We start from the raw sequence: 21,314 nt of genomic DNA on the forward strand, positions 1-21,314 counted from the left end.
TCCCGGGTTCCGACGATCCCGGTCCTCTGGCGGTCGACGCCGGGGACGGGCAAGGTTCGTGGCTGAAGACGGGGGAACTCCTCCCCTTCCTCGGTGAGGGAGTTGTCATGAGCGATGAGCAGGACACGCTGCCGGCGTTCGTCGAGGCGACGGCCACGAAGTTCGGTGTGCCCGGCGTTGCCGTCGGGATCTGGACGGAGGGCCGGGAGGTCTACGGGTGCCACGGCGTGACGAGCGTCGAGAACCCCCTGCCCGTCGACCGGGACACGCTGTTCGTGCTGGGCTCGGTCACGAAGTCCTTCACGGCGACCGCACTGATGCGCCTGGTCGCGGACGGGCGGGTCGACCTGGACGCACCGGTGCGCCGCTACGTTCCCGAGCTCGTGCTCCCGGACGGGCGGACCGCGGCGGAGATCACCGTGTTGCAACTGCTCAATCACACCGCGGGCCTTGACTGGAGGATGAGCGTCGACACCGGCGAGGGGGACGATGCCCTGGCGGCGTATGTGGCAAGGATGTCCGAGTCGGAACTCATCGCGCCGCCCGGTGCGCGGGCCTCCTACAGCCAGATGGGGTACAACCTGGCCGGCCGGATCATGGAAACCGTCACGGGGCTGACCTATGAACAGGCCATCGCCTCGCTGCTGTTCGAGCCGTTGGGCCTCTCGCATTCCTCCTTCGCCACCAACGACGTCATGACACGGCGGTTCGCGGTGGGGCACAACGTCGGTGAGGACGGGGCGCCGGCCGTCGCGCGGAAGTGGAAGGACAGCCGCGGCAACAACCCCGGTGGGGGCGGCGCCTCCTCGGTGGCGGACGTGCTTCGTTGGGCCCGGTTCCACCTGGGTGACGGCCGTACACAGGACGGTGTCCAGGTGCTGCCCGCCGAGGCCCTGCGGCGGATGCGGGAGCAGACGGTCGAGTTGCGGGGCAGCACACTCGGCGACGCGTTCGGCATCTGCTGGTTCCTGCGCGACGTGGGCGGTCTTCGCACCGTCGGTCATGGTGGATCGGCCAACGGCCAGTTCGCCGAGCTGCTGATCGTGCCCGAACGCGACTTCGCGGTCGTCGCACTGTCCAACGCGGGCCCGGACGGCGGCCTCGCCTTCAACCAGGCAGCCGTCCGGTGGGCGCTCGAGCACTGCCTCGGGGCTGTCGACCGGGACCCGGAGCCGCTTCCCTACGACGAGGAGCGGGCCCGGGAGATCGTCGGGAGCTACGGGAACGACTTGATGACGCTCACCATCGCCACGGAGGGGGCCGGATTGACGATCGCATGCGGGATCAAGCCGGAGGTCCGCGCGGCGGCGGACACCGAACTGCCCCCGGATCTTCCGCCGGCCGGTCTCGGTCTATTGCTCGGCGACGCGGACGAATACATCGTCACCGGCGGCGGCCTGAAGGGGCAACGCGGCTTCTTCAGCCGCGACGAGCATGGCGTGATCGTCGGGGCCGACCTCGCCGGCCGGTTGTTCCACCGGCTTTCCGTGGTCTCCCGGTGACGGCCTGACCACCTCACCGCATGGCCGCCGTATCGCCGGTCATAGGTGGACGGTCAGGTGGCGGGGGCCGCGGAGCATGGCGTTCTGCCGGTAGGGGGGCGGGTCCTGGACCAGGCGGGCCGCGGCGAGGTGGGGAAGCAGCGCGCCGAGCGCGGTCTCGGCTTCGATGCGGGCGAGTGGTGCGCCGTAGCAGAGATGGATCCCGCTGCCGAAGCCGAAGTGCTCGTTGTCCGGGCGGGCGGGGTCGAAGCGGTCGGGCTCGTGGAACCGCTTGGGGTCGCGGCTGCCCGAGGCCAGCGCCAGGACGACGGACGTGCCCTGGGGGATCGTGGTGCCGGCGACGTCGATGTCGGAGAGAGGGATCCTCTCGCGCATGTGGACCGGGGGTTCGTAGCGCAGCAGTTCCTCCACCGCGTGCGGCAGCAGGTCGGGTGCGCGGCGCAGCCGGTCCAGCTCGTCGGGTCGGCGCAGCAGGGTGAGGACGCCGTTGGTGATCAGGTTGACCGTGGTCTCGTGTCCGGCGATGAACAACAGGATGGTGGTTTCCGCCAGTTCCTCGACGGTGAGCCGCAGGGCGGGGTCCGGTTCGTTGACGAAGTCGGAGAGCATGTCGCCGGTGGGATGGCCGCGGCGCTGTTCGGCGAGGTCGACCAGGTAGCGGCCCATCTCCTGGCGGGCCTGCAAACCCGCCTTGTCCCGTTCGGTGGTGTCCTCTTCGGGCCCGATGTCGGCGGACGCGACGATCACTTCGGTCCATTCCTGGAACAGTGCCTCGTCCTCGCGCGGGACGCCCATCAGCCGGCAGATGACGGTGATGGGCAGGGGGTAGGCGAAGTCGTCGACGACGTCGATCTGCTCGCGGTCCCGGAGCGCCTCGACCAGTTCGTCGGTGATGCGGGTGATCTCGCCGCGCATGGCGTCGACCCTGCCGGGGGTGTGCGGCGGCCCGAACGGACGCATGGTCAGGGTGCGCAGTCTGTGGTGCTCGGGGTCGTCGAGCCGCAGGAACGGCGGCCGCCTCGCCTCCTCGGACGACGAGTCGGTGCGGCTGCGCGGTTCGGCACTCATCCGCGGGTCGTGGAGCAGAGCGGCGATCTCGTGGTAGGTGCCGATCAGACAGCTGCCGTCGGCCTGCCGCACCACGGGACCGGCCTCGCGGAGTTCCGCGTACAGCGGGTAGGGGTCGGGGCGGTTCGCGTAGTCGGAGATCCGTGCCAGCAAGGTCTCGGAGGCCATGGTGGCTCCTCGTGGTCGGGCGGGACGTGGGTCAGCGCGTGGGATGCACCACCGTCAGCCGTCGATCGGGCAGATAACCGGTGAGCGCCACCGTGGGGCCGTGCGACAGCCCGCTCGGGTCGGGCACGTCGGACGGAATCGTGACGTCGGCCGCGATGGCGCGGTCCGCCGCGCCGGGCGGGGGCGGGAACGGAGCGGCCGTCTCGATCAGGTTCTTGTAGTAGTCGAGCGACTTGGCCATGTCGACGGTGACCGCGGCGGTGACCCGTCCCTGGTAGCCGTAGACCACCGCCAGACGGCGCGCCTCCAAAGAGCCCTGGGCGATGACCACGTGGTCGGAGTAGGTGGGCACGCCCACCGACTTGATGTTGAGCCCGAACTGGGTCGACCAAAACGTCGGGACGGCCAGGTGCGGACGCCGCAGCGGCCCCGGACTGACCATGTTGTGAGCCGCCACCTCGGCCTGTTCGACCGCGTTGCCCCAGTGCTCCAGGGAGAGCATCTGGTACCCGAACAGCGGGTGCGGGAACCGGGAGACGTCACCGGCCACGAAGACGTCGTCGGTGACGATCCCGTACATGTTGAAGGCCCGGCACCCGGCGTCGCAGGCGACCCCGCGCGGACCCGCCGCCAGCCCGGACTCCGCCAGCCACTCGACGTTGCGGACCGCTCCCAACGCCACCACGCACACATCCGCCTCGACACGACTGCCGTCGGACAGGTCCGCGCCGGTGAACCGGCCGTTCCCGTCCCCGCGCAGAGCGGTGACCGTCACCCCGCAGCGCAGGTCCACGCCGTGATTGCGGTGCATGGTTGCCGCGAGTTGCGCCAGGGTGCCGCCGAGCGCGCCCACCAGGGGTGCGGGGCCGCGTTCCGCGACCGTGACCTCGATGCCCCGCTCCCGGCAGGCGGAGGCGATCTCCGAACCGGTGAAACCGGCGCCGATCACCAGCACCCGCTCCGGCCCGGCGTCCAGCCGCTCGGCCAGCCTCCCGGCCTCGTCACTGGTGCGCAGGGTGAACACGCCGTCCAGGGAGGCCTCATCCGGGTCGGGCCAGGGGCGCGCCCGGGTCCCGGTGGCGATCAGCAGCCGGTCGTACGCCAGCGACTCGCCGTCGGCCAGCATCACCCGCTTCTCCAAAGGGTCCACGCCGGTGGCGGCCACTCCCAGTCGCCAGTCGGCGTCCGGGTCCCGGCGCATCGGCAGCGCCGTGGTGTGCGCCGGCGCCTTGCCGAGCAGCACCTGCTTGGACAGCGGTGGCCGGTCGTAAGGCGCCCAGGGCTCGTCCCCCACCAGGGTCAGTGAGCCGGTGAAGCCCTGCTCGCGCAGCGTCTCCGCGGCCCTCAACCCGGCCAGCGACGCGCCGACGATCACGATGCGGCCGTCGCTCAGATCACCGGGCACCGGCGCTCACCCCTTCACCGAGAAGGATCGCCTGGACCGGGCACGCCGCCGCGGCCTGGCGCACGCGCTGGACCTGGTCGTCCGGGACGGCCGTGGCGTACAGCAGCCCTTCCTCGCCGTGCAGCTCGAACACCTCCGGTGCGAGGAACACGCACTGCGCATAGCCCTGGCAGCGCGTGAGATCCACAACGGTCTGCATCCTCACCACCTCCTCCGTGGCCTCGCCCCCTCATTTCCAGCATGGGGGCAGATCCGGAAGCCCGCACGGCCACCGCTCACCGGCGGAGGCGACACCGACGATGTGGATCCGGCCGGTCAGGATGCGGTGGACCGCCTCCACCGCGAGCGGCGCGCTGACGGCGTGGATGTCCCGGCCGCGTGCCACAGCGCGCCGTTCGGTGCCACCGGAGCGTACGACGACGTCGACGACGAAGGTCTGGTCGGACCGCCCGTCCTCGTGGGCCGCGGTCGGCGCCGGTGTGTCCGGGGCTGAGAGGTCTCTGGCCCCTTCGGTCGTCATGTGGATGCGTACCTCGGGGACGGAGAGGTGGCTGGGGATGGTGACCACGTCGGCCATCGTGAACTCCGCGATGACCTCCCTGGTGCCCGTCGGGTCGGGGAAGGGCCACTTCAGGAGCGTCGGCTTGTCGTCGTGGCACTGCGACCGCCCGTCCGTGTGGCGGACGCGCCGGCCGCCTCGCCGCTCCTGCGAGACCGTGCCCGCGGTGCGTGTCCCGGGGGTGGGGTGCCGCCTGTTCAGTCCGTACGCGATGTCCGCTTCGTCGGCCGCCGTCCAGTCCCCCATCGCGGCGGTGGCCGGCAGGTCGCCACGCTGCTCCCCTGGGTGATCGAACGCCTCGGCCATCCACTCACCGTGGAGGACCTGGCACGCCAGGCCCGGATGAGTTCGCGCCGGCTGGGCCGCCACGTCCGGGCGGTGACCGGCACCACTCCGCTGCAATGGCTGCCGACCCAACGGATCCACCGCGCCCAGGAGTTGCTGGAGACCACCGACGCCGTCGTCGACGCCACCGCGACAACCACCGGCATGGGCACCGCCACGACACTTCAACCGGACGGTCGGCGTGCCGGGTCGCGGCGTACGACCTTTCCCTTCGCGTCCGCGTCGAGCGAGGCCCCGCCGTCGGGGCCGGTCACGGTGACCCGGATGGCGAGGGCGCCGGTCAGATGGGCGACGCTGAGCTGCCAGGTCCGCGGGGAGCGGACGCCGAGGGTGGAGACAGCCTCCTCGACCAGGGCGGGGAGACGTTCGTACGGCAGGGACCGCAGGCCGAACCCGGGGACCGGGGTGCCGGTGGGGGCGTACACCACCGACATCACGTGTTCCTGGACGACGACGGAGAGCACCGGGCTCGTGTCCTTGCCCTGGGTCAGGGAGTCGACGGCCCGGCGCAGTTCACCCTTGCCGAGCAGTGACCGGTCCGGGCCCAGGGCGACCGTGGCCAGCCCCGCGGACGACGTGACCGTGGTGGACGACGACGTCGAGGAGGTGGAGGGCCGCGCCGCGGCGGGTGGCCGCGCGGTGGCCTCGTTGCCGAACAGGTCCGCGCGGAACGACAGGATCACGGCGGCCGCGCCGAGCAGGAGTCCGACGAGGAGGACGATGCCGAACGCGCAGCCCTCGGGGGGCCGTTCCACCACGGCGGACTCGGGCGCGGAGTCCAGGAGGGCCCCGGCGGCCCGGCGCTCCCATTCCGGTGTCGGCCGCTTGACGATCCGGACCCGCCACGGCCGGTCCTGCGGGTACTCGACCACCAGGATGCCGCGCGGCCGGTAGCCGGGGACGTCGACCAGGTTGATGTCCTGTGTGATCTCGACGCGGTACGCCGGCCCGTCGTCCGGCGCGACCGAGAGGACGAAACGGATCGGTACGTCCGCCGACAACTCGGCCCCGGTGGCGTGCAGGCTCTCGATCATCGCGAGAGCCGTGCGGGGCACGACGGCCGCCGCACGCGCGCGTCGGGGCCTGCCGGCCACGGAGTACAACGCGCCGTATGCCATGGGCAGGCCCAGGCCCGTGCAGAACAGCGGAACGTTCTCGATGACGCCACCGACGACGAGAGCGGCCAGGGACGCCCCGATCACACCGCTGGTCAGGAACCCTCGTGTGAGAGCGACCGGACCGTTGCGGGTGGGCCGCGGGCTCTCGGTGATCGTCATGACAGTGACCGAGTCCGGTCCGGACGACCGCGACCGGCACCGGACCGTCCCGCGCGGGAAGCGGAGTCGGTCATGACGCCATCCCGGCGTACAGGTAGCCCCCGGGCCGCGCGGGGTCGGACAGCAGCAGCACCTGGTCGCCGGTGCGGGGGATCCGCACCTTCGACACGATGGTCTGGAGCGTGACCTGGTCGGTGCCTCCGGCCGGCTGGACGACCAGGTCCACCACCGGGTCGAAGTTGACCGACTTGCCGGTGTCACCGATCGACACGACGACGGCGGACACGGTGGGCGCGCCCATGGCGAGCAGTCGCCGCACATCGACGCCGGACTGGTGCGCGCCGACCGACTGCTGGAGCCTGCCGAAGTCCTCGGCGCCGAGGAACGCGCGTGTGGTCCGGCCGTAGAAGCCCTTGCCGCCGGCGACTTGGTTCGCGATCTCGACGGCCTTCTCCTCACGGCTCTTGCGCTTCCCGAAGATTCCCATGGTGTTCCTTCCTCGATGAGGTGCGGTGCGGCTCAGGTGCGACGACGTGGACGGTAGGCGCGACGCGGCCCCTACCGATCCCAGGTTCGTCCCTCGGCCGTCCCCTGTTCTCGAGGCGCCGTAATCTTGGGCGCATGCCGTCTCCGAGCAGGCCGACCGGCGCACACGCTCCGCGAGCCATGATCATCGACCGGGCTTGGCGCGCCCTGGGCCCGGGGCTGGAGTCGCTGAGCGGGCCCGGTGGCGCGCCGTTGACCCGGACCGTGAAGCTGATCGTGCTGCCGCTGGTGATCAGGCCGTCGCTGCACCCGGAACTCGCGGGGGACTTCCTCGGCCCGCGGGAGGCCGTACACCTGGAGGCGCTGATCCGGGAGACGGGCGCGCGTCTTGAGGCAACGGCAGGATGGTTCACCCTGCTGAAGAAGACCCGCCGTGCGCTGGGAATCGTGGCGGGCAACCCGCAGGACCTCTACTTCCGGCTCTGCTTCGAACTGGCCACCGAGCACGGAGCGCCGTCGGCCGGTGCGGACGGACTGGCCAGGGCGGCGCTCGAAGAGGTCGCGGACGCGGCCGGCGGGCGCACGGTGGAAGCGCTGAAGGAGCACCTCGCCGACCCGGCCCGGTACGCACGGCTGGACCGTGAGCTGGCCTCGGCGTGGGCGAGCCGTGCGCCGGCCCCGGCCGACGTCCCGGACGCGGTGGCCGCCGCGGCTGCCGAGGTGCTCGAAGCCTGCGGTGCTCCGGGCGCCGAGAAGCGGTCGCCGGCCTTCACCTCGATGGTCGACGGCGCCTACGGGAGTCTGGTCGGCCGCGCGTTGTGGGCGGGCCCGGGCGGTGTCGCGAACGATGTCTGGGGGCGCGCCGAGTTGCCCACCCACCTGAAACTGACCACACATCAGGTGCCGCCGCGCCCGGAGGTCGGCCGCGGCGCATCGACCGCCACGCTCTCGGCGCCGCTCGACCGTACGGTGTTCGAGCGGATCTTCGTGGTGTTGCAGGCGTCGGCCCTGCGCGAGCAGTTGCCCACGGTGCCGGAGCTCGTCCGGCGGGAGGTCGGCCGCAGCTGCGCTCCGCTCGGACTGTGCGACGAGAGCCTGCGCGTTGCCGTGGTCGTCGGCGGCCGGCTCGCGGTCGGTCTCGACCCGCTGGGCAGCGGGGACTGCGTGCCGCGGCGGACGGCCGCACACCGCGCCGTCGACGCCCGCTGGCAACGGGAGGCCTCGGTCCTGCGCGCCCGCAGGATGACGACCTCTCCGGACCCCGACGGCGGTCCGCTGGCCGCGCTCGCCGATGACCTCCGTACGCCATGGGTCGCCTACATGAGGCGGCTGTGGGTGCGGCTGCACGGGCGGGACGTCCGCGAAGCCCCGCTGGACGACGTGGCGTCGGTCTGGGCGGTACTCGACGGCGTGAGCCGCTCGGTGATAATGGACCACCGGGCTCGGGTCCGGTCGGCGCTGCGCGCCCTGTCGGCGACCGCTTCGTACACCGAGACCGCCGAGCCGAGGAGCGCGTGATGGCGGCGGAGACCGAGGTCCGCGTCGGACGGGCCGACGACGGCACGATCCGGATCACCGCCGAGGCGCCCGGCACCCACCGCCCCGCCTTCACCCAGGCCGTTCTCGACGTCGCGGGCGCGGTTCTCGTCTGGCCGGTCGCCGAGGACCCGGGCCCGCCGACGGCGTACGTCCATGACGTGGGCCGCGCCCAGCAGTGGCTGTGGGCGGTCTACGGCGAGCGCACCGCGGCCGCCGTCCACGCGTGTACCGCGGCGGAGCCGGACGAATTGCGGGCAGCGGCGGACGCGACGGCTCTCGCGGGCAGCGCCGCCCGGCTCGCCTTGGGACACTGGGCGGCCCGGTGGTGGCCCGCGTCGTATCCGGACCGGATACCCGCGCTCGAACCGGACGTGCTCGGCCTGGAGCTGGCCGCGCTCTCCTGTCAGTGCCAGCAGCTGTTCGACTCGGACTCGCTCGACGATCAGCCCGACGACTGCGCGGCCCAGTTGATCGGCGAGCATCAGGCCGGGCTCGATCCACTGATCCGGTGGTGGCACTCCGTACCGGCGCCATCGGATACCGCGCGGCTCCTCGAGAACGTCCTGCGCCTGGTCGACGCCGCGGCGGACAACGCCGGACTGGACACCACCGCGCTGCGCCGGCTCCGGTCCTCACTCGATCAACGCCCAGCGTCCGGTGGGCTGTTCACGCGCCCGGGTGGACCGGGCGGCTACGCCCTCGCCGCGGGCACCGCGCACGTCCCGAGCGGCCGGGTCATCGCACGGGGAACAGGCGTCAACGACTGGCGTCGCTATCCGCCGGGTCTCGTCGACGCGGCCGAGAACGCGGTGACCTGGACCGCCCGGGCGACCGGCGCGCGACGGGAGATCGAGGTCGAGGTCCTCGCCGACGCCGTGGAACCCGCTGTCGGTGTGCCCCTCGTGGCGGAGGTGCGCGTGGACGGCGGCACGGCGGAGCGGATCCGGCTCGGCAGGCGGGACGACCTGTGGACCGGCCGGGCCGAGCTGAACGTACCGGCCACGGGGCAACCGCACCTCGACGTAAAGGTGTTGCTCCCCGGCTTCGACCCCGGTGCCGGCGCCGACGTCCGTGCCGACCGCGACGCGATCCGCTCCCTGGTCCGGCGACGGCTGGCGGCCGGTGCTGAACCCGCGCCACGGAGCTCACCCATGGGCCCGTTCCTCGCCGAGATCGCCGCCGCCACGACCACCGAAGAGGACTACTGACTGATGCCGGACGAGGAGACCGCGGAGGTGGTGGTGCAGCTGTTCGGCGAACCGTTCGACACGGGCCTCGCCACGGCCGAACGTTCCCTGCGGACGGCGGATTTCGCCGCCGCGCACGCCTGCTACGAGCAACTGCTCGCCGCTGCCGAGGACTTCGAGGACTCGCCCGATGTGCGCTTCCTCAGAGCGCATCTGCTGGCCGACATCGGGATGGTTCAGCTCGCCGCCACGGACCTGACCGGGGCGGCGACCGCCATCGAGCGGGCCCTCGGCCTGCTGCGTGACATCGAGTCCACGCCGATGGGACCCCTCGGCCGCCAGCTGTTCCTGGACGACCTGCTGAAGGTACTGATCGGCAAGGCCGACCTGTCGCGCAGGACCGGGAACCTGGACCGGGCGCAGGCGTGTCTCGACGAGGCTGCGGCCCGGCTGTCCGAGTTCGAGGGCGGCGACGGCACGCGCGCCGCCGAACTGGGCAACAATCGCGTCCAGTTGCTGATGTCCCGGAGCGAGTGGGGCGCGGCCGAAGAGCTGGCCTCGGCCCTGGTGTCCACCACGCCCCCGACCGTACCGACCGTGCCCCACCTGCTCACCGACCTGGCACTCGTCTGTGCCTCGACCGGGCGGTTCGACCTCGCCGAGGACTACCTCGTCCGCGCCGAGGAGGGCTTCCGGGCGCTGGGGGAAACCGGTGAGCAGCCGCAGCTGATCGCCCACCGGGCGTATGTCGCGATGCGCCGTGGCGACCTCGACCGCGCGGAGCTGCTGTACGCCGAAGCGTCGTCGGTCTTCGAGCGTCGGCGGCAGTTCGGCGATCTCGCGATCTGTGAGCAGGCCCGCGGTTTTCTCGCCGCCGGGCGCGGTGACACCACCGGGGCGGACGACCTCATGGCGGCCGGCCTCGCCCGCTTCGAACAGGCCGGTGCCTCGATCGCCGCCGCGGACACCATGCTGCTGGCTGCCCAACAGGCTTACGGCCGGGGCGACATCGCCGAGATGCAGCGGCTGACCGAGGGCGCGCGCGAGGTGTACGAGGCACAAGGTGTCTACGAGCGCTGCGCACAGGCGGACTTCATGGTCGCGTCGAGCATCGAGGACCGTCTGAACCGGTCGGACCACGGGGCCCACGAGCGGGCGGCGGTCGACGCCGCTCTCACGCTCGCACTGCCCGCCGCCCTGGCACTGGAGGCGGCACGCTACGACTTCGCCACGGGCCACGCACGCAGCCAATGGCTGCGACTGGCCCAGGAAGCCATGCGGTTGGCCTTCCGCCTCGCGGTACGCCGCCAGGATCAGGGGCTGCTCTTCGAACTGGTGGAGTTCCGCTGCGCGGGCGCTCCACTGGCCCTGGACCACCGCACCCCGCCCCCGGAGTCCGCCGCGGGTGCGGCGGTCTTCCCGGACGGGGCGATGAAGACGTACGGGCATACGTCCGGCGACATCGGTACCTGGGGCGGTCTGCGGATCGGACCGCCGCCCCAGGTACTGATGTCGCCGGACCACGACCGCACGGCGCTGCGGGAGTACGTCGAGGCGGCCGAATCCCGGTATCACCGAAAGGTCGTGAGCGAGGAAACGGTGCAGTCCTGGTGACCGACAACGACGGCAGCCCGACGACACCGCGCCCCGTCGTCCAGGTCCGGCTGGCCGACGCGGGCGACCTGTTCATGGCCTGGCGATGGACGAGCGGGGCTCAGGGCTTCGGCACCGGGTACGCGCCCAGGGACGAGGTCGACGGCGCGGTCCGTGCGCTGGCCGCGGCGCTGCCCGGCCCGGACGAGGGGATGCGCGGCGCGTTCACCTCGGGGGCGATGGCCGATCACCGGACCGAGCACCGTCTCGCGCGGCGTCTGGCCGAGGCGTTGTGGCCCATCGGTCTGACACAGCAGCTGCGCCACGTGTCCGCGGGCGGCGCCCGCCCGCTGGTCCGGATCCAGCCGTCGCCCCGGGTCGCTCAGGTCCCCTGGGAACTGCTCGCCGTCGACGACGAGACCGACGTCCGGCTCCTCGACCTCGCGGACGTCGTGACCACCGCACCGGTGTCACTGCGGCAGCAGCCCGGCACCGCCGCCCGCCCGGCCCCCACCACCGAAGCCGACGGCGACGGCGACGCGGTCGTGCTCGTCCTCGACCCCCGGGTGCCCGGATTCCGGGCCGACTCCCCGCTCGGTTCGGTACTGGGGCCGGCCGGCTCGGACCCCGCACTGCTCTCGCTGGTACGGCGCCACCTCGACACAGGCGTCGTCGAGCCGCCGCTCGCCACCGCCGCCGAGGCCTTCCGCCGCACCGACCTCGACCGGGACTGGCTGAGCCGCGTTCTCCGGGAGGGCGCGCGCAGACTCCTGTACGTCGGCCATGTGAGCGGGGCGCCGGTGGAGCACGGGCAGAGCGAGGACGCGGCGCTCCACCTGTGCTGCGGCCCCGGGACCACCGGGTTCACCGAGCCGGTCCGTACCCATCGGCCGCTGTCCGCCAAGGACCTCCTGCTCGGCACCCTCACCTTGCGGGCCGACGGCGTTCCGGGTTCGCGCCTTTGGCCCGCGCCGCGCCGCGTCGCGTTGATCGCCTGCGAGAGCGGCGGCGATCTCCGGTTCACCGAGTCGTTCGGCCTGGCGTCGGCGATGATCCACAACGGTGCCGAACTGGTCACGGCCACCCGCTGGGTGCTGCCGACCAGTTTCGCGTTCCACCGGCTGGCCGGTCTGGCCGAGTCCGTACGACCGCTGTCGGAGGCGATCATCGCCGTGGACACCGCCCACGAGCACCCCGACCCCGTGCACCGGCTCGGTCTCTGGCAGCGGGAGCAGCTGGACCGCTGGCGCACCGGCCACCGGATCGAGCATTCGCCCCTGCTGTGGGCGGCCATGAGCTGCGTCGTCGTATGACGACCGATCCCCGTCGCCCTCTCGCACCGGCCCTTGCCGCCGGCTACCGGCTGCTTCCCCGCTGCCCGAGCACACCCCACCACGACAGCCGTGCCGCCGCCCGAGAGGGCTGTGACGCGCGTTAACACACTCTGTGACGTAGGGTCAATCCCTGGGGTGGAATTCCTGGGGTGGAATCCCTGGGGGATTCTTTGAGGAGGGGCGAATTGGGGCTGGAGCCGGTGCGGTTCTCGGTTCTGGGGCCGGTCCGTGCCTGGCGCGCGGGAACGGAGCTGGACCTGGGGCGTCCTCAGGAGAGGGCGCTGCTGGCGCTGCTGCTGGTGCGGGCCGATCAACCGGTCGGCATGGGCGAGATCGTGGGCGCGCTGTGGGGGCACAGCCCGCCGCACACCGCCGTCAACGTGGTGCACCGTCTCGTCGGTGCGCTGCGCCGGCTGCTGGAGCCCGGACTGCCCGCGCGGGCGACGGGCCACTGGCTGGTACGGGACGCGGGCGGCTACCGGCTGCTCACCGACAGCGGCTCCCTGGACCTCCTGCGCTTCCGTGAACTGCGGGACCAGGCCCGGCAGGCCGCCGCGGAGGGGGTGCCCACACGCAGCGCGAAGCTGTTCACCGAGGCGCTGTCCCTGTGGCGGGGGCCGGTCGCCACAGGGATCGGCGCACAGGTACGGACGCACGCGGCGTTCGGCCTGCTCAGCCGCGAGTACGTCACCGTCGTACGGGAGGCGGCCGACGCGGCGCTGCTCGCCGGTCTCCCCGGCACGGTCCTGCCCGCATTGCGCGGGGCCGCCGCCGAGCATCCCTTGGACGAACCGCTGCTGTCACGGCTGATTCTCGCGCTGGCCGCCGACACTCGTCATGCGGAGGCGCTGAGCACCTACCGGAAGGCCTGTGCCCGGCTCGCCGGCGAGCTGGGCATCGACGCGGGTCCGGAGCTGCGCGAAGCCCACCGGACGGTGCTGCTGAACGATCCCGGCACGGCGGCGAAGGACGTGGCCCGGACGGACGTGGCCGAGGCCGACGCGGTCGCCCCCGGGGCCGAGGAAACGGGCCCGGGTTCCGCCGACCCGCGGACACCTCCGGTGCCGGCCCCCGCCCAACTCCCGCACGACCTGCCGACGTTCACCGGGCGGGAACCCGAACTGGACGAGGCACTCGGGCCACTCACCGGTGAGAGGGCGCCCGCGGAGACGGTGGTGATCAGCGCCATCGGCGGCATGGCCGGAATCGGGAAGACCACGCTGGCCGTGCACTGGGCCCATCAGGTCGCCGACCGATTCCCCGACGGGCAGCTCTACGTCAATCTACGGGGGTTCGACCCGTCGGGCGCCGTCATGAACGCGGCCGAGGCCGTGCGCGGGTTCCTGGACGCCCTGGGTGTGCCGCCCGAGCGCGTCCCGCACGGCGTGGACGCCCAAGCCGCGCTCTACCGCAGCCTGTTGGCCGGGCGCCGCTTCCTCGTCCTGCTGGACAACGCCCGCGACACCGACCAGGTGAAACCGCTGCTCCCCGGTACCCCCGGGTGTCTCACCATCGTCACCAGCCGCAACCAGCTGTCCGGGCTGGTGGCCGCGCACGGAGCCCGCTCGCTGACCCTGCGTCCCTTCGACGCCGACCAGGCCCGCGCCTTCCTCGCCCGGCGGCTGGGCGCCGCGCGCATCGACGCCGAACCCTGGGCCGTAGCCGAGATCACCGCTCTGTGCGCCGGGCTGCCGCTCGCCCTGGCCTGCGTCGCCGCCCGCGCGGCCACCCACCCCGACTTCACGCTGTCGGCGATCGCCGCCGAACTGCGCGAGGCGCACGGCAGTCTCGAGGCCTTCGCCCGCCCGGACACCTCGGCGGACGTCGGCGCGGTCTTCTCCTGGTCCCTGGCCGCCGTCTCCGCCCCGGCCGCCCGGCTCTTCCGGCTGCTCGCCCTGCATCCCGGCCCCGACCTCTCCGTACCGGCCGCGGCCGCCCTCGGCGGACGTCCGGTGCGCGAAACCCGGCGGCTGCTGAGCGAACTGACCGGCGTCCACCTCCTCAACGAACACGCTCCCGGCCGGTACGCCTTCCACGACCTGCTGCGCGCCCACGCCACCGAACTCGTCCACACCCAGGACTCCGGCGAAGACCGCGACGCGGCCGTCCGGCGGCTGTTCGAGCACTGTCTGCACACCGCCCGCGCGGCCGGTCTGCTGCTCGCCCCGCACGACGACCCGATGCCGCTGGAGCCGCCCGCTCCCGAGAGCGTCCCTGAGCCGCTCGCCGACGACACCGCCGCGCTGGCCTGGCTCACGGCCGAGTACGCGGGGCTGCTCGCCGTCGTCGACGCGGCCGCGGGCTCCGGTCACGACCGGCTCGCCTGTCTGCTCGCCTGGTCCCTGGAGCCCTTCTTCGACCGGCGCGGAGCCTGGCACGACTGGGCGGTCGTCGAGCAGACCGCGCTCGATGCCGCCGAGCGGCTCGGGGACCCGGCGATGCAGGCCCGCGGACTGCGGGCGCTGGCTCGCGCGGAGGGCAGGCTGGGCCTGCTCGACCGCTCGCGCTCGCGTCTCGAACGCGCTCTGGAGCTCTTCACCGGGCTGGGGGACGCGGTCGGACGGGCCGACACCCACCGAAGTCTGGGCTGGGAGAGCGAGCAGCGGGGCGACCTGCCCGGTGCCCTGCGCCACAACCAGCTGGCCCTGGAGCTGTTCCGGAGCGCCGGCCTGCGAGCCGCACAGGCCAGCGTCCTCAACTCCGTGGGCTGGTACCACGCCCTGCTCGGCGAGCACCGGCAGGCGCTGAGCCACTGTTTCGAGGCCCTGACCATGCTTCAGGACCTGGGGGACCGCTACGGCCAGGCGGGCACCTGGGACAGCATCGCCTACGCCTACCAGCACCTGGGCCGCCATCCGCACGCCCTGCTCGGCTACCGCAACGCGCTCTCCCTCTACCAGGAGCTCGGGGTGCCCTATCTGGAGGCCGAGACCCTCACCCGCCTCGGCGACACCCACCTCGCGATGGGCAACCACGGCAGCGCCCGCGAATCCTGGCGAGCGGCCCTCGTCCTGCTCACCGAACTCGGCCACCCCGACGCCGAACAGGTCCGCGCCCGACTGTGTGAACGCGACGAGCGACTCGGCTCCGCCTGAACGCGGGCGAACGCCCGGACCGCGCAGACGCCCGCGATCCGCAAGGGCGAGCATGGACGTCGAGAATTTCCTCCGTCAGGGCCCTGGGCCCGACATCTCACCTCGGGAGTCCTCATGATCGACTCGGTGATGTCACGCGACACCGCACCGGTCCGTCGTCTCTTCCGGCTGCCGGACCCGGCCGACGACGCGTTCCTGCACCTGGGACTGCACGTCCAGGGCTCGGTCTCGGTGACACGGGGCGGCACCCAGGTGTTCCTGGCCCCCGGCGACCTGGTGTTCCACGATCCGGCCCGGCGTGACCACCTGCGTTTCAGCGGCCCTTGCCGGCTGACGGTCTTCCGGGTGCCCCGCGGTCACCTGGGGGTGTCGCCCTCGGACCTGCACCGGATCATGGGCCGGCGCGTGCGGGGCGACGAGGGCGTCGGCGCGCTGGTGTCCAACTTCCTCCGGGCGCTCGCCGCCGAAACGGACTTCCGCAGGTCGAGGACGGGCCACCGGCTCGCCCGCTCCGCCGTCGACCTCGTCGCCGTGCTCGTCATGCAACTCCTCGGGGAGGAGACTCCCGACGCGTCGGACGTCGGCACCGAGACGGTGTCGCGGATCCAGGCCTTCATCGAAGAACATCTGACGGATCCGGATCTGTCACCGGAGTCGATCGCGCTCGCCCACCACATCTCCGTCCGCTACCTGCACAAGCTCTTCCGGCAGGAGGGCACCACGGTGGGCCAGTGGATACGCCGGCGCAGGCTGGACGCGTGCCGGCGCGAGCTGGGCCGCGGCGCCAACCGCAGGCCGAGCGTGGCCGCCGTGGCGCAGCGCTGGGGGTTCAGCAGCCCCTCGCACTTCAGCCGCACCTTCCGGGACGCCTACGGCATGTCCCCCAGCGAATGGCAGAGTGCGACGAGGTGATGCGGTTCGAGGTGCTGGGTCCGTTGCGGGTCCGGCGGGCTGGGCGGGAACTCGATCTGGGGTTCCCGCAGCAACGCGCCCTCCTGGGCCTGCTCATGGTGCGGGCGGGGCGGCCGGTGCAGGTGAGCGAGATCGTGGACGTGCTGTGGGCGAGCCGTCCGCCGGCCAGCGCCCCGAACGTGGTGCGCCGGTACATCGGTGCGCTGCGGCGGCTGCTCGAACCGGGGCTGCCGCCCCGGGCGCCCGGCCGTCGTCTGCCGCGCCGCACCGGTGCCTACCTGCTGGACGCGGAGCCGGACGAGATCGATCTGCTGCGGTTTCGCGAACTCACCCTGCGGGGCAAGCGGGCGGTCGCCACCGGTCGGCCCGAGGAGGCGGTACGGCGGTTCGTCGGGGCCCTCGGCGAGTGGCGCGGGCCGGTGGCGATGGGGCTCCCCGCTTCGGCTCGCGAGCACGCCCTGTTCCGCGCCGTGGAGCACGAACTCGTGCTCACCACACGGATGGCGGCCGACGCGGCCCTGCTGTGCGGCACGGCGGGCCTCGTGCTGCCGAGCCTGCGCCGGGCCATCGACCTCGAGCCCCTGGACGAGCCCCTGCACGCCCGGCTCGTGATGGTGCTGGCGGCCTGCGGACTGCAGGCCGAGGCGCTGACGGCGTACGAGGAGGTACGGCGTCGACTGGCCGCGGAGTTGCGGGTCGCCCCGGGCGCCGAGCTGAGCGCGGCCCACACCCGGGTACTCCGTCAGGAGGTGCGTGCGTCCGCGCCCCCGGTGCACCGACCGGTCAGGACAGCGCGGTCCGAACCGGTGCAACTCCTCGCCCGGCCGGCCCAGTTGCCGCCCGGCCTGACGGTCTTCGCCGGTCGGAGCGAGGAGCTCGGGGAGCTGACCGCCCTCGCCGGGGCGACGGCGTCCTCCGAGGCGCCCGGGACGATCCTGGTCAGCGGAATGGCGGGCGTCGGGAAGACCGCGTCGGTCGTGCACTGGGCCCAAGCGATCGCACCTCGGTTCCCGGACGGCCAGCTCTACGTCGAGCTGCGCGGTCACGATGCGGCCGCCAGGCCCGCGCCGGAACCCGGTGAGGCGTTGCGCGGGTTGGTGGTGGCACTCGGAGCACCGCCCCGGCACCTCCCGGACGACATGGCCGCGCTCACGGACCTCTACCGCGAGCTGCTGGCGGACCGCCGCGTCCTCGTCGTGCTCGACGACGCTGCCCGCACCGAGGACGTACGCCCGCTGCTGCCCACCGCCCCGGGCTGTCTGGCCGTGGTCACCAGCCGTCACCGGCTGCCCGGTCTGATCACCTCCGGGGCCCGGCCGCTGCGTCTGGAACTGCCGTCCGCCGCCGACGCCCGCGCCGCGCTGGCCCTGCGCGTCGGCTCCGAGCGGCCGGCCGCCGAACCCGGGGCGACCGAGGAGATCATCGAACGCTGCGGCCGGCTGCCGCTGGCCCTGGCCATCGTGGCCGCGCGCGCCGTCAGCCGCCCCGGCTTCCCGCTGGCCGCCCTCGCCGCCGAACTCCGCGCCGCGCACGGGACCCTCGACGCCTTCGCGGGCGTCGGCGGGACGGCCGACGCCCGCGCCGCGTTCGCCGCGTCCCACCGGTCGCTGCCGCCCGGCGACGCCCGGCTCTTCCGCCTCGTGGCGCTGCACACCGGCCCCGGCATCGCGGCGGACATCGCCGCTGGGCTCGCCGGTCTGTCGCCCCGCGAGGCCCGGCCGATCCTCGACCGTCTCGCCGACGCCCATCTCGTGTGCGAGGACGCGCCGGGCCATTACACCGTGCACACCCTGCTGCGCGCGTTCGCCGCCGAGCTCGCGGAGGCCGGCGAGGCCGCCGCGACGGAGTCCCTGTCACTCCCGCGTCACTCTTTTTGAACTTGCCCCGACCTACTCTCCGAGCGGAGTGGACGACCGTCCCACGAGGCGTCGTCGCTCCTCTCGACAGTTCGGCAGCGCTCGGAGGCAACGGCGGATGACGTCCAGTTTCAGCACCGTTCGGACCGACCGCGGTGAGACGGACGAGACAGGTGAGACCGGGAGGTGCCGCATGCCCATGGGCCTCGACATCGTCGTCTCGGGCACGGCGCCCGCGGAGCTGCCCGGGGCGGGCCGGCCCTACCCGGCCCGGCGGGCACACCGGTTGGTCGCCCGGGACAGCGGCGAGTACCTCTTCGTAGGCATACGGGGCGCGGCAGGCGTACGCGGCGGGAGCGGCGCGCACGGTCCGCGGCAGCCCGAGGACGTCTTCCTCGGGCCGGGAGACATCTGCTTCTACGACGCGCACGGTCCGGCGACGCTCGACTTCCCCGAGCGGTTCCGCATGAAGGTGTTCCTTGTGCGGTACGAGTCGCTCGGGCTCGACGCGGCCGATGTGGCCCGGCTCGCGGGGACACCGGTACCCCGTGTGTCCCGGCTGGGCAGCCTGCTGTCACCGTTCCTGTCGGAACTCGCCGACACGGCCTCCTCGTCCCGGCCGCCGGTCGGCGACCTGCTCGCCTGGAACGCCGTGAACGTGCTGGCCACCCTCGCCACCGAGCGGCTCGGCCGGGACGCCACCGCGACGCCCGACGCCCGGACACCGCTGAGGGCCCGGATCCTGGAGTTCATCGACCTGCACCTGACCGACGAGGACCTCTCCCCCGAGACGATCGCCGGGGCCCATCACATCTCCGCGCGCTATCTGCACCGGATCTTCCAGGACGAGGGCACCACGGTCGGCCGGTGGATCCAGCGGCGCCGGCTCGAGGAGTGCCGTCGGGACCTGATGATCCGGGCCCGGGGAGGTCGGACCATCGCGGCGGTGGCCAACCGCTGGGGGTTCATGAGCGCCACCCACTTCAGCCGGGTCTTCCGGGCCGCGTACGGCATGTCGCCCAGCGAATGGCGGAACACCGTCGGCCGCGGCACGCCCACCGGGCGCCGCTGAGGTGATCGACGCGTTGGGCGCTGTGAGTTCAACGGCGGTGCGCTGACGGACCATTCACGCCCGCACCGCGCCTCTAGCGTGGATACGAGGCCGGAGCATTGCCCGGCGTACCCAGGAACAACGCTTCAGGAGATTCCCATGTCCGACGCCGTAGAGCCGGTCAAGCCTGTACTGGAACCGGCCGCCGCCGCTTTCGCGGAGGCCACCGCCAATCCGCCGTACCTGTTCGACCTCGCCCCGGCGGAGGGTCGCAAGGCCGTCGACGAGGTGCAGTCCGGCGAGATCGACAAGCCGGCGGTGGACGAGGAGTGGATCACCGTCTCGGGCGGTCCGACGGGCAGCGTCCGTGCCCGGATCGTCAAGCCCGCCGGGGTCACCGGCACCCTCCCGGTGATCCTCTACATCCACGGCGCAGGCTGGGTGTTCGGCAACGCACACACCCACGACCGCCTGGTCCGCGAACTGGTTGTCGGCGCCGAGGCCGCCGTGGTCTTTCCCGAGTACGACCTCTCGCCCGAGGCCCGCTACCCGGTCGCCATCGAGCAGAACTACACCGTCGCGCAGTGGGTCGTGCAGCAGGGCGCGACCAAGGGCCTGGACGGCAGCCGCCTCGCGGTGACCGGAGACTCCGTCGGCGGCAACATGACCGCCGCGCTCACCCTGATGGCCAAGGAGCGCGGCGATGTCCCGCTGCTCCAGCAGGTCCTGTTCTACCCGGTCACCGACGCGAACTTCGACACCGGCTCCTACCACCAGTTCGCAGAAGGCTACTTCCTGCGCCGCGACGGCATGCAGTGGTTCTGGGACCAGTACACGACCGACGAGGCCGACCGCGCCCAGATCACCGCCTCCCCGCTGCGCGCCACCACCGAGCAGCTCACCGGCCTGCCCCCGGCCCTGGTCATCACCGGCGAGGCCGACGTCCTGCGCGACGAGGGCGAGGCCTACGCCAACAAACTCCGCGAAGCCGGCGTCGCCGTCACCGCCGTGCGCTTCCAGGGCATCATCCACGACTTCGTGATGCTCAACGCCCTGCGCCCCACCCACGCCGCCCAAGCCGCCATCACACTCGCCACCCGCACGCTGCACACCGTGCTGCACGCCAGCTGACCCGGTCCACAAGACCGCCAAGACCGACAAGGAGACACAGTCATGTCCGGGAACACCACCCCCACCGCCCTGCTCGTGCACGGCGCGTTCGCCGACGCCGCCAGCTGGTCCGGCGTCATCGCGGAACTGCAGAACCACGGCATCCCCGTCGTCGCGCCGCCGAACCCGCTGCGCTCTCTCGCCTCCGACGCCGCGTACATCGCCTCGGTGGCCGCGCAGATCGACGGCCCCGTCGTGCTGGTCGGCCACTCCTACGGCGGCGCGGTCATCACCGTCGCCGGCACCGCGGAGAACGTGGTCGGCCTGGTCTTCGTCGCGGCGTACGTCCTCGAGGAGGGCGAGAGCCTCGGCGAGTTGCAGGGGCGCTTCCCCGACTCACCGCTGGGCAGCAGCCTGAAGCAGGCCACGTATCCCGTCGAGGGCGGTGACCCGGCCGTCGAGGTCACCATCGTCCCCGAGGCGTTCCCGTCCGTCTTCGCCGCGGACGTCCCCGCCGAGGTCACCAAGGTGCTCGCGGTCGCCCAGCGTCCGCTCGCCGCCGGGGCGTTCACGGAGACGGCCGGCGCCGCCGCGTGGAAGACCAAGCCCTCCTGGGCCCTGGTCGCCGCCGCGGACCAGGCGATCAACCCCGAGGTCGAGCGCTTCGGCGCGAAGCGTGCGGGGGCGACGATCCTGGAGGTCGAGGGCGCCTCGCACGCCGTCGCGGTGTCCCGGCCGAAGGTGGTCGCCGAGCTGATCCGCGACGCGGTCCGCGCGACCGGCTGAGCGACCGGCTGAGCGAGCCGACGGCGGCCGTGTGGACGTAC

General features: G+C 72.7%; 16 protein-coding genes and 2 pseudogenes. 12 read left to right on the forward strand and 6 right to left on the reverse strand.

What is annotated here, in order from left to right; translation table 11 throughout:
* Positions 1-107 precede the first annotated feature (107 nt).
* Entirely contained in the window at positions 108-1,502 is a 1,395-nt protein-coding gene (locus tag ACZ7M2_RS16955) for a serine hydrolase domain-containing protein (protein WP_471595885.1), read from the forward strand.
* Positions 1,503-1,541: 39 nt separating this feature from the next.
* Here ACZ7M2_RS16955 and ACZ7M2_RS16960 read toward each other — a convergent pair whose 3' ends face one another.
* The 4 genes and pseudogenes from ACZ7M2_RS16960 to ACZ7M2_RS16975 form a co-directional block, all read right to left on the reverse strand.
* Positions 1,542-2,738 carry a cytochrome P450 gene (locus ACZ7M2_RS16960; RefSeq protein ID WP_471595886.1) on the reverse strand — a complete coding sequence of 399 codons (1,197 nt, stop codon included), beginning with the start codon at positions 2,736-2,738 and terminating at the stop codon, positions 1,542-1,544.
* Between the two features lie 31 nt (positions 2,739-2,769).
* Complete coding sequence (locus ACZ7M2_RS16965) at positions 2,770-4,143, reverse strand: NAD(P)/FAD-dependent oxidoreductase (RefSeq protein WP_471595887.1); 1,374 nt, start codon at positions 4,141-4,143, stop codon at positions 2,770-2,772.
* Positions 4,133-4,342, reverse strand: coding sequence for a ferredoxin (locus tag ACZ7M2_RS16970; RefSeq protein ID WP_352053294.1), 210 nt, complete (start codon positions 4,340-4,342; stop codon positions 4,133-4,135). The genes ACZ7M2_RS16965 and ACZ7M2_RS16970 overlap by 11 nt, the downstream gene beginning before the upstream one ends.
* A 75-nt stretch (positions 4,343-4,417) precedes the next feature.
* Positions 4,418-4,972 (reverse strand): annotated as a pseudogene (locus ACZ7M2_RS16975) (saccharopine dehydrogenase); the annotation flags it as partial.
* On the opposite strand from ACZ7M2_RS16975, the pseudogene ACZ7M2_RS16980 reads away from it, so the two are divergent.
* Positions 4,889-5,306, forward strand: a pseudogene (locus ACZ7M2_RS16980) (helix-turn-helix domain-containing protein); the annotation flags it as partial. The pseudogenes ACZ7M2_RS16975 and ACZ7M2_RS16980 sit on opposite strands and share 84 nt — an antisense overlap.
* Here the strand turns inward: ACZ7M2_RS16980 and ACZ7M2_RS16985 are convergent.
* Positions 5,212-6,324 carry a hypothetical protein gene (locus tag ACZ7M2_RS16985; protein WP_471595888.1) on the reverse strand — a complete coding sequence of 371 codons (1,113 nt, stop codon included), beginning with the start codon at positions 6,322-6,324 and terminating at the stop codon, positions 5,212-5,214. The pseudogene ACZ7M2_RS16980 and the gene ACZ7M2_RS16985 overlap by 95 nt on opposite strands.
* 70 nt (positions 6,325-6,394) lie before the next feature.
* Complete coding sequence (locus ACZ7M2_RS16990) at positions 6,395-6,811, reverse strand: hypothetical protein (RefSeq protein ID WP_471595889.1); 417 nt, start codon at positions 6,809-6,811, stop codon at positions 6,395-6,397.
* A 134-nt stretch (positions 6,812-6,945) separates the two neighbouring features.
* Between ACZ7M2_RS16990 and ACZ7M2_RS16995 the strand changes: the two genes are divergently transcribed.
* From ACZ7M2_RS16995 to ACZ7M2_RS17040, 10 genes are all read left to right on the forward strand, one after another.
* The gene (locus tag ACZ7M2_RS16995) at positions 6,946-8,328 is read left to right on the forward strand and encodes a hypothetical protein (protein WP_471595890.1); all 1,383 of its coding nucleotides are present in this window, start codon (positions 6,946-6,948) and stop codon (positions 8,326-8,328) included.
* The gene (locus tag ACZ7M2_RS17000; protein WP_471595891.1) at positions 8,328-9,557 is read left to right on the forward strand and encodes a hypothetical protein; all 1,230 of its coding nucleotides are present in this window, start codon (positions 8,328-8,330) and stop codon (positions 9,555-9,557) included. Before ACZ7M2_RS16995 ends, ACZ7M2_RS17000 begins: the two co-directional genes overlap by 1 nt.
* 3 nt (positions 9,558-9,560) lie before the next feature.
* Positions 9,561-11,150: a hypothetical protein gene (locus ACZ7M2_RS17005; RefSeq protein ID WP_471595892.1), complete on the forward strand. Its 1,590-nt coding sequence runs from the start codon at positions 9,561-9,563 to the stop codon at positions 11,148-11,150.
* The gene (locus ACZ7M2_RS17010) at positions 11,147-12,442 is read left to right on the forward strand and encodes a CHAT domain-containing protein (protein ID WP_471595893.1); all 1,296 of its coding nucleotides are present in this window, start codon (positions 11,147-11,149) and stop codon (positions 12,440-12,442) included. The genes ACZ7M2_RS17005 and ACZ7M2_RS17010 overlap by 4 nt, the downstream gene beginning before the upstream one ends.
* A 206-nt stretch (positions 12,443-12,648) precedes the next feature.
* Complete coding sequence (locus ACZ7M2_RS17015) at positions 12,649-15,558, forward strand: AfsR/SARP family transcriptional regulator (RefSeq protein ID WP_471595894.1); 2,910 nt, start codon at positions 12,649-12,651, stop codon at positions 15,556-15,558.
* A 114-nt stretch (positions 15,559-15,672) separates the two neighbouring features.
* A complete protein-coding gene (locus tag ACZ7M2_RS17020; protein WP_471595895.1) occupies positions 15,673-16,470 on the forward strand; it encodes a helix-turn-helix domain-containing protein in 798 nt (265 codons plus the stop codon).
* Positions 16,449-18,347: an AfsR/SARP family transcriptional regulator gene (locus tag ACZ7M2_RS17025; RefSeq protein WP_471595896.1), complete on the forward strand. Its 1,899-nt coding sequence runs from the start codon at positions 16,449-16,451 to the stop codon at positions 18,345-18,347. Before ACZ7M2_RS17020 ends, ACZ7M2_RS17025 begins: the two co-directional genes overlap by 22 nt.
* 172 nt (positions 18,348-18,519) lie before the next feature.
* Positions 18,520-19,398 (forward strand): helix-turn-helix domain-containing protein, encoded by an 879-nt coding sequence (locus ACZ7M2_RS17030; protein WP_471595897.1) that lies wholly within the window; start codon positions 18,520-18,522, stop codon positions 19,396-19,398.
* A 138-nt stretch (positions 19,399-19,536) separates the two neighbouring features.
* Positions 19,537-20,508 (forward strand): alpha/beta hydrolase, encoded by a 972-nt coding sequence (locus tag ACZ7M2_RS17035; protein ID WP_471595898.1) that lies wholly within the window; start codon positions 19,537-19,539, stop codon positions 20,506-20,508.
* Between the two features lie 42 nt (positions 20,509-20,550).
* On the forward strand, positions 20,551-21,273 hold the full coding sequence (locus ACZ7M2_RS17040) for an alpha/beta fold hydrolase (protein ID WP_471595899.1): 723 nt from the start codon (positions 20,551-20,553) through the stop codon (positions 21,271-21,273).
* Positions 21,274-21,314: the final 41 nt, after the last annotated feature.

Source organism: Streptomyces sp. NPDC111507 (assembly GCF_055638955.1).

What these genes read in the sequence shown, in the direction of transcription:
- ACZ7M2_RS17005 (WP_471595892.1), top strand. Translation starts at nt 9,561, where the DNA reads ATGCCGGACGAGGAGACCGCGGAGGTGGTGGTGCAGCTGTTCGGCGAA.
- ACZ7M2_RS17040 (WP_471595899.1), top strand. Translation starts at nt 20,551, where the DNA reads ATGTCCGGGAACACCACCCCCACCGCCCTGCTCGTGCACGGCGCGTTC.
- ACZ7M2_RS16955 (WP_471595885.1), top strand. Translation starts at nt 108, where the DNA reads ATGAGCGATGAGCAGGACACGCTGCCGGCGTTCGTCGAGGCGACGGCC.
- ACZ7M2_RS16960 (WP_471595886.1), bottom strand. Translation starts at nt 2,738, where the DNA reads ATGGCCTCCGAGACCTTGCTGGCACGGATCTCCGACTACGCGAACCGC.
- ACZ7M2_RS16990 (WP_471595889.1), bottom strand. Translation starts at nt 6,811, where the DNA reads ATGGGAATCTTCGGGAAGCGCAAGAGCCGTGAGGAGAAGGCCGTCGAG.
- ACZ7M2_RS16995 (WP_471595890.1), top strand. Translation starts at nt 6,946, where the DNA reads ATGCCGTCTCCGAGCAGGCCGACCGGCGCACACGCTCCGCGAGCCATG.
- ACZ7M2_RS17000 (WP_471595891.1), top strand. Translation starts at nt 8,328, where the DNA reads ATGGCGGCGGAGACCGAGGTCCGCGTCGGACGGGCCGACGACGGCACG.
- ACZ7M2_RS17035 (WP_471595898.1), top strand. Translation starts at nt 19,537, where the DNA reads ATGTCCGACGCCGTAGAGCCGGTCAAGCCTGTACTGGAACCGGCCGCC.
- ACZ7M2_RS17020 (WP_471595895.1), top strand. Translation starts at nt 15,673, where the DNA reads ATGATCGACTCGGTGATGTCACGCGACACCGCACCGGTCCGTCGTCTC.
- ACZ7M2_RS16985 (WP_471595888.1), bottom strand. Translation starts at nt 6,324, where the DNA reads ATGACGATCACCGAGAGCCCGCGGCCCACCCGCAACGGTCCGGTCGCT.
- ACZ7M2_RS17025 (WP_471595896.1), top strand. Translation starts at nt 16,449, where the DNA reads ATGGCAGAGTGCGACGAGGTGATGCGGTTCGAGGTGCTGGGTCCGTTG.
- ACZ7M2_RS16970 (WP_352053294.1), bottom strand. Translation starts at nt 4,342, where the DNA reads ATGCAGACCGTTGTGGATCTCACGCGCTGCCAGGGCTATGCGCAGTGC.
- ACZ7M2_RS17030 (WP_471595897.1), top strand. Translation starts at nt 18,520, where the DNA reads ATGCCCATGGGCCTCGACATCGTCGTCTCGGGCACGGCGCCCGCGGAG.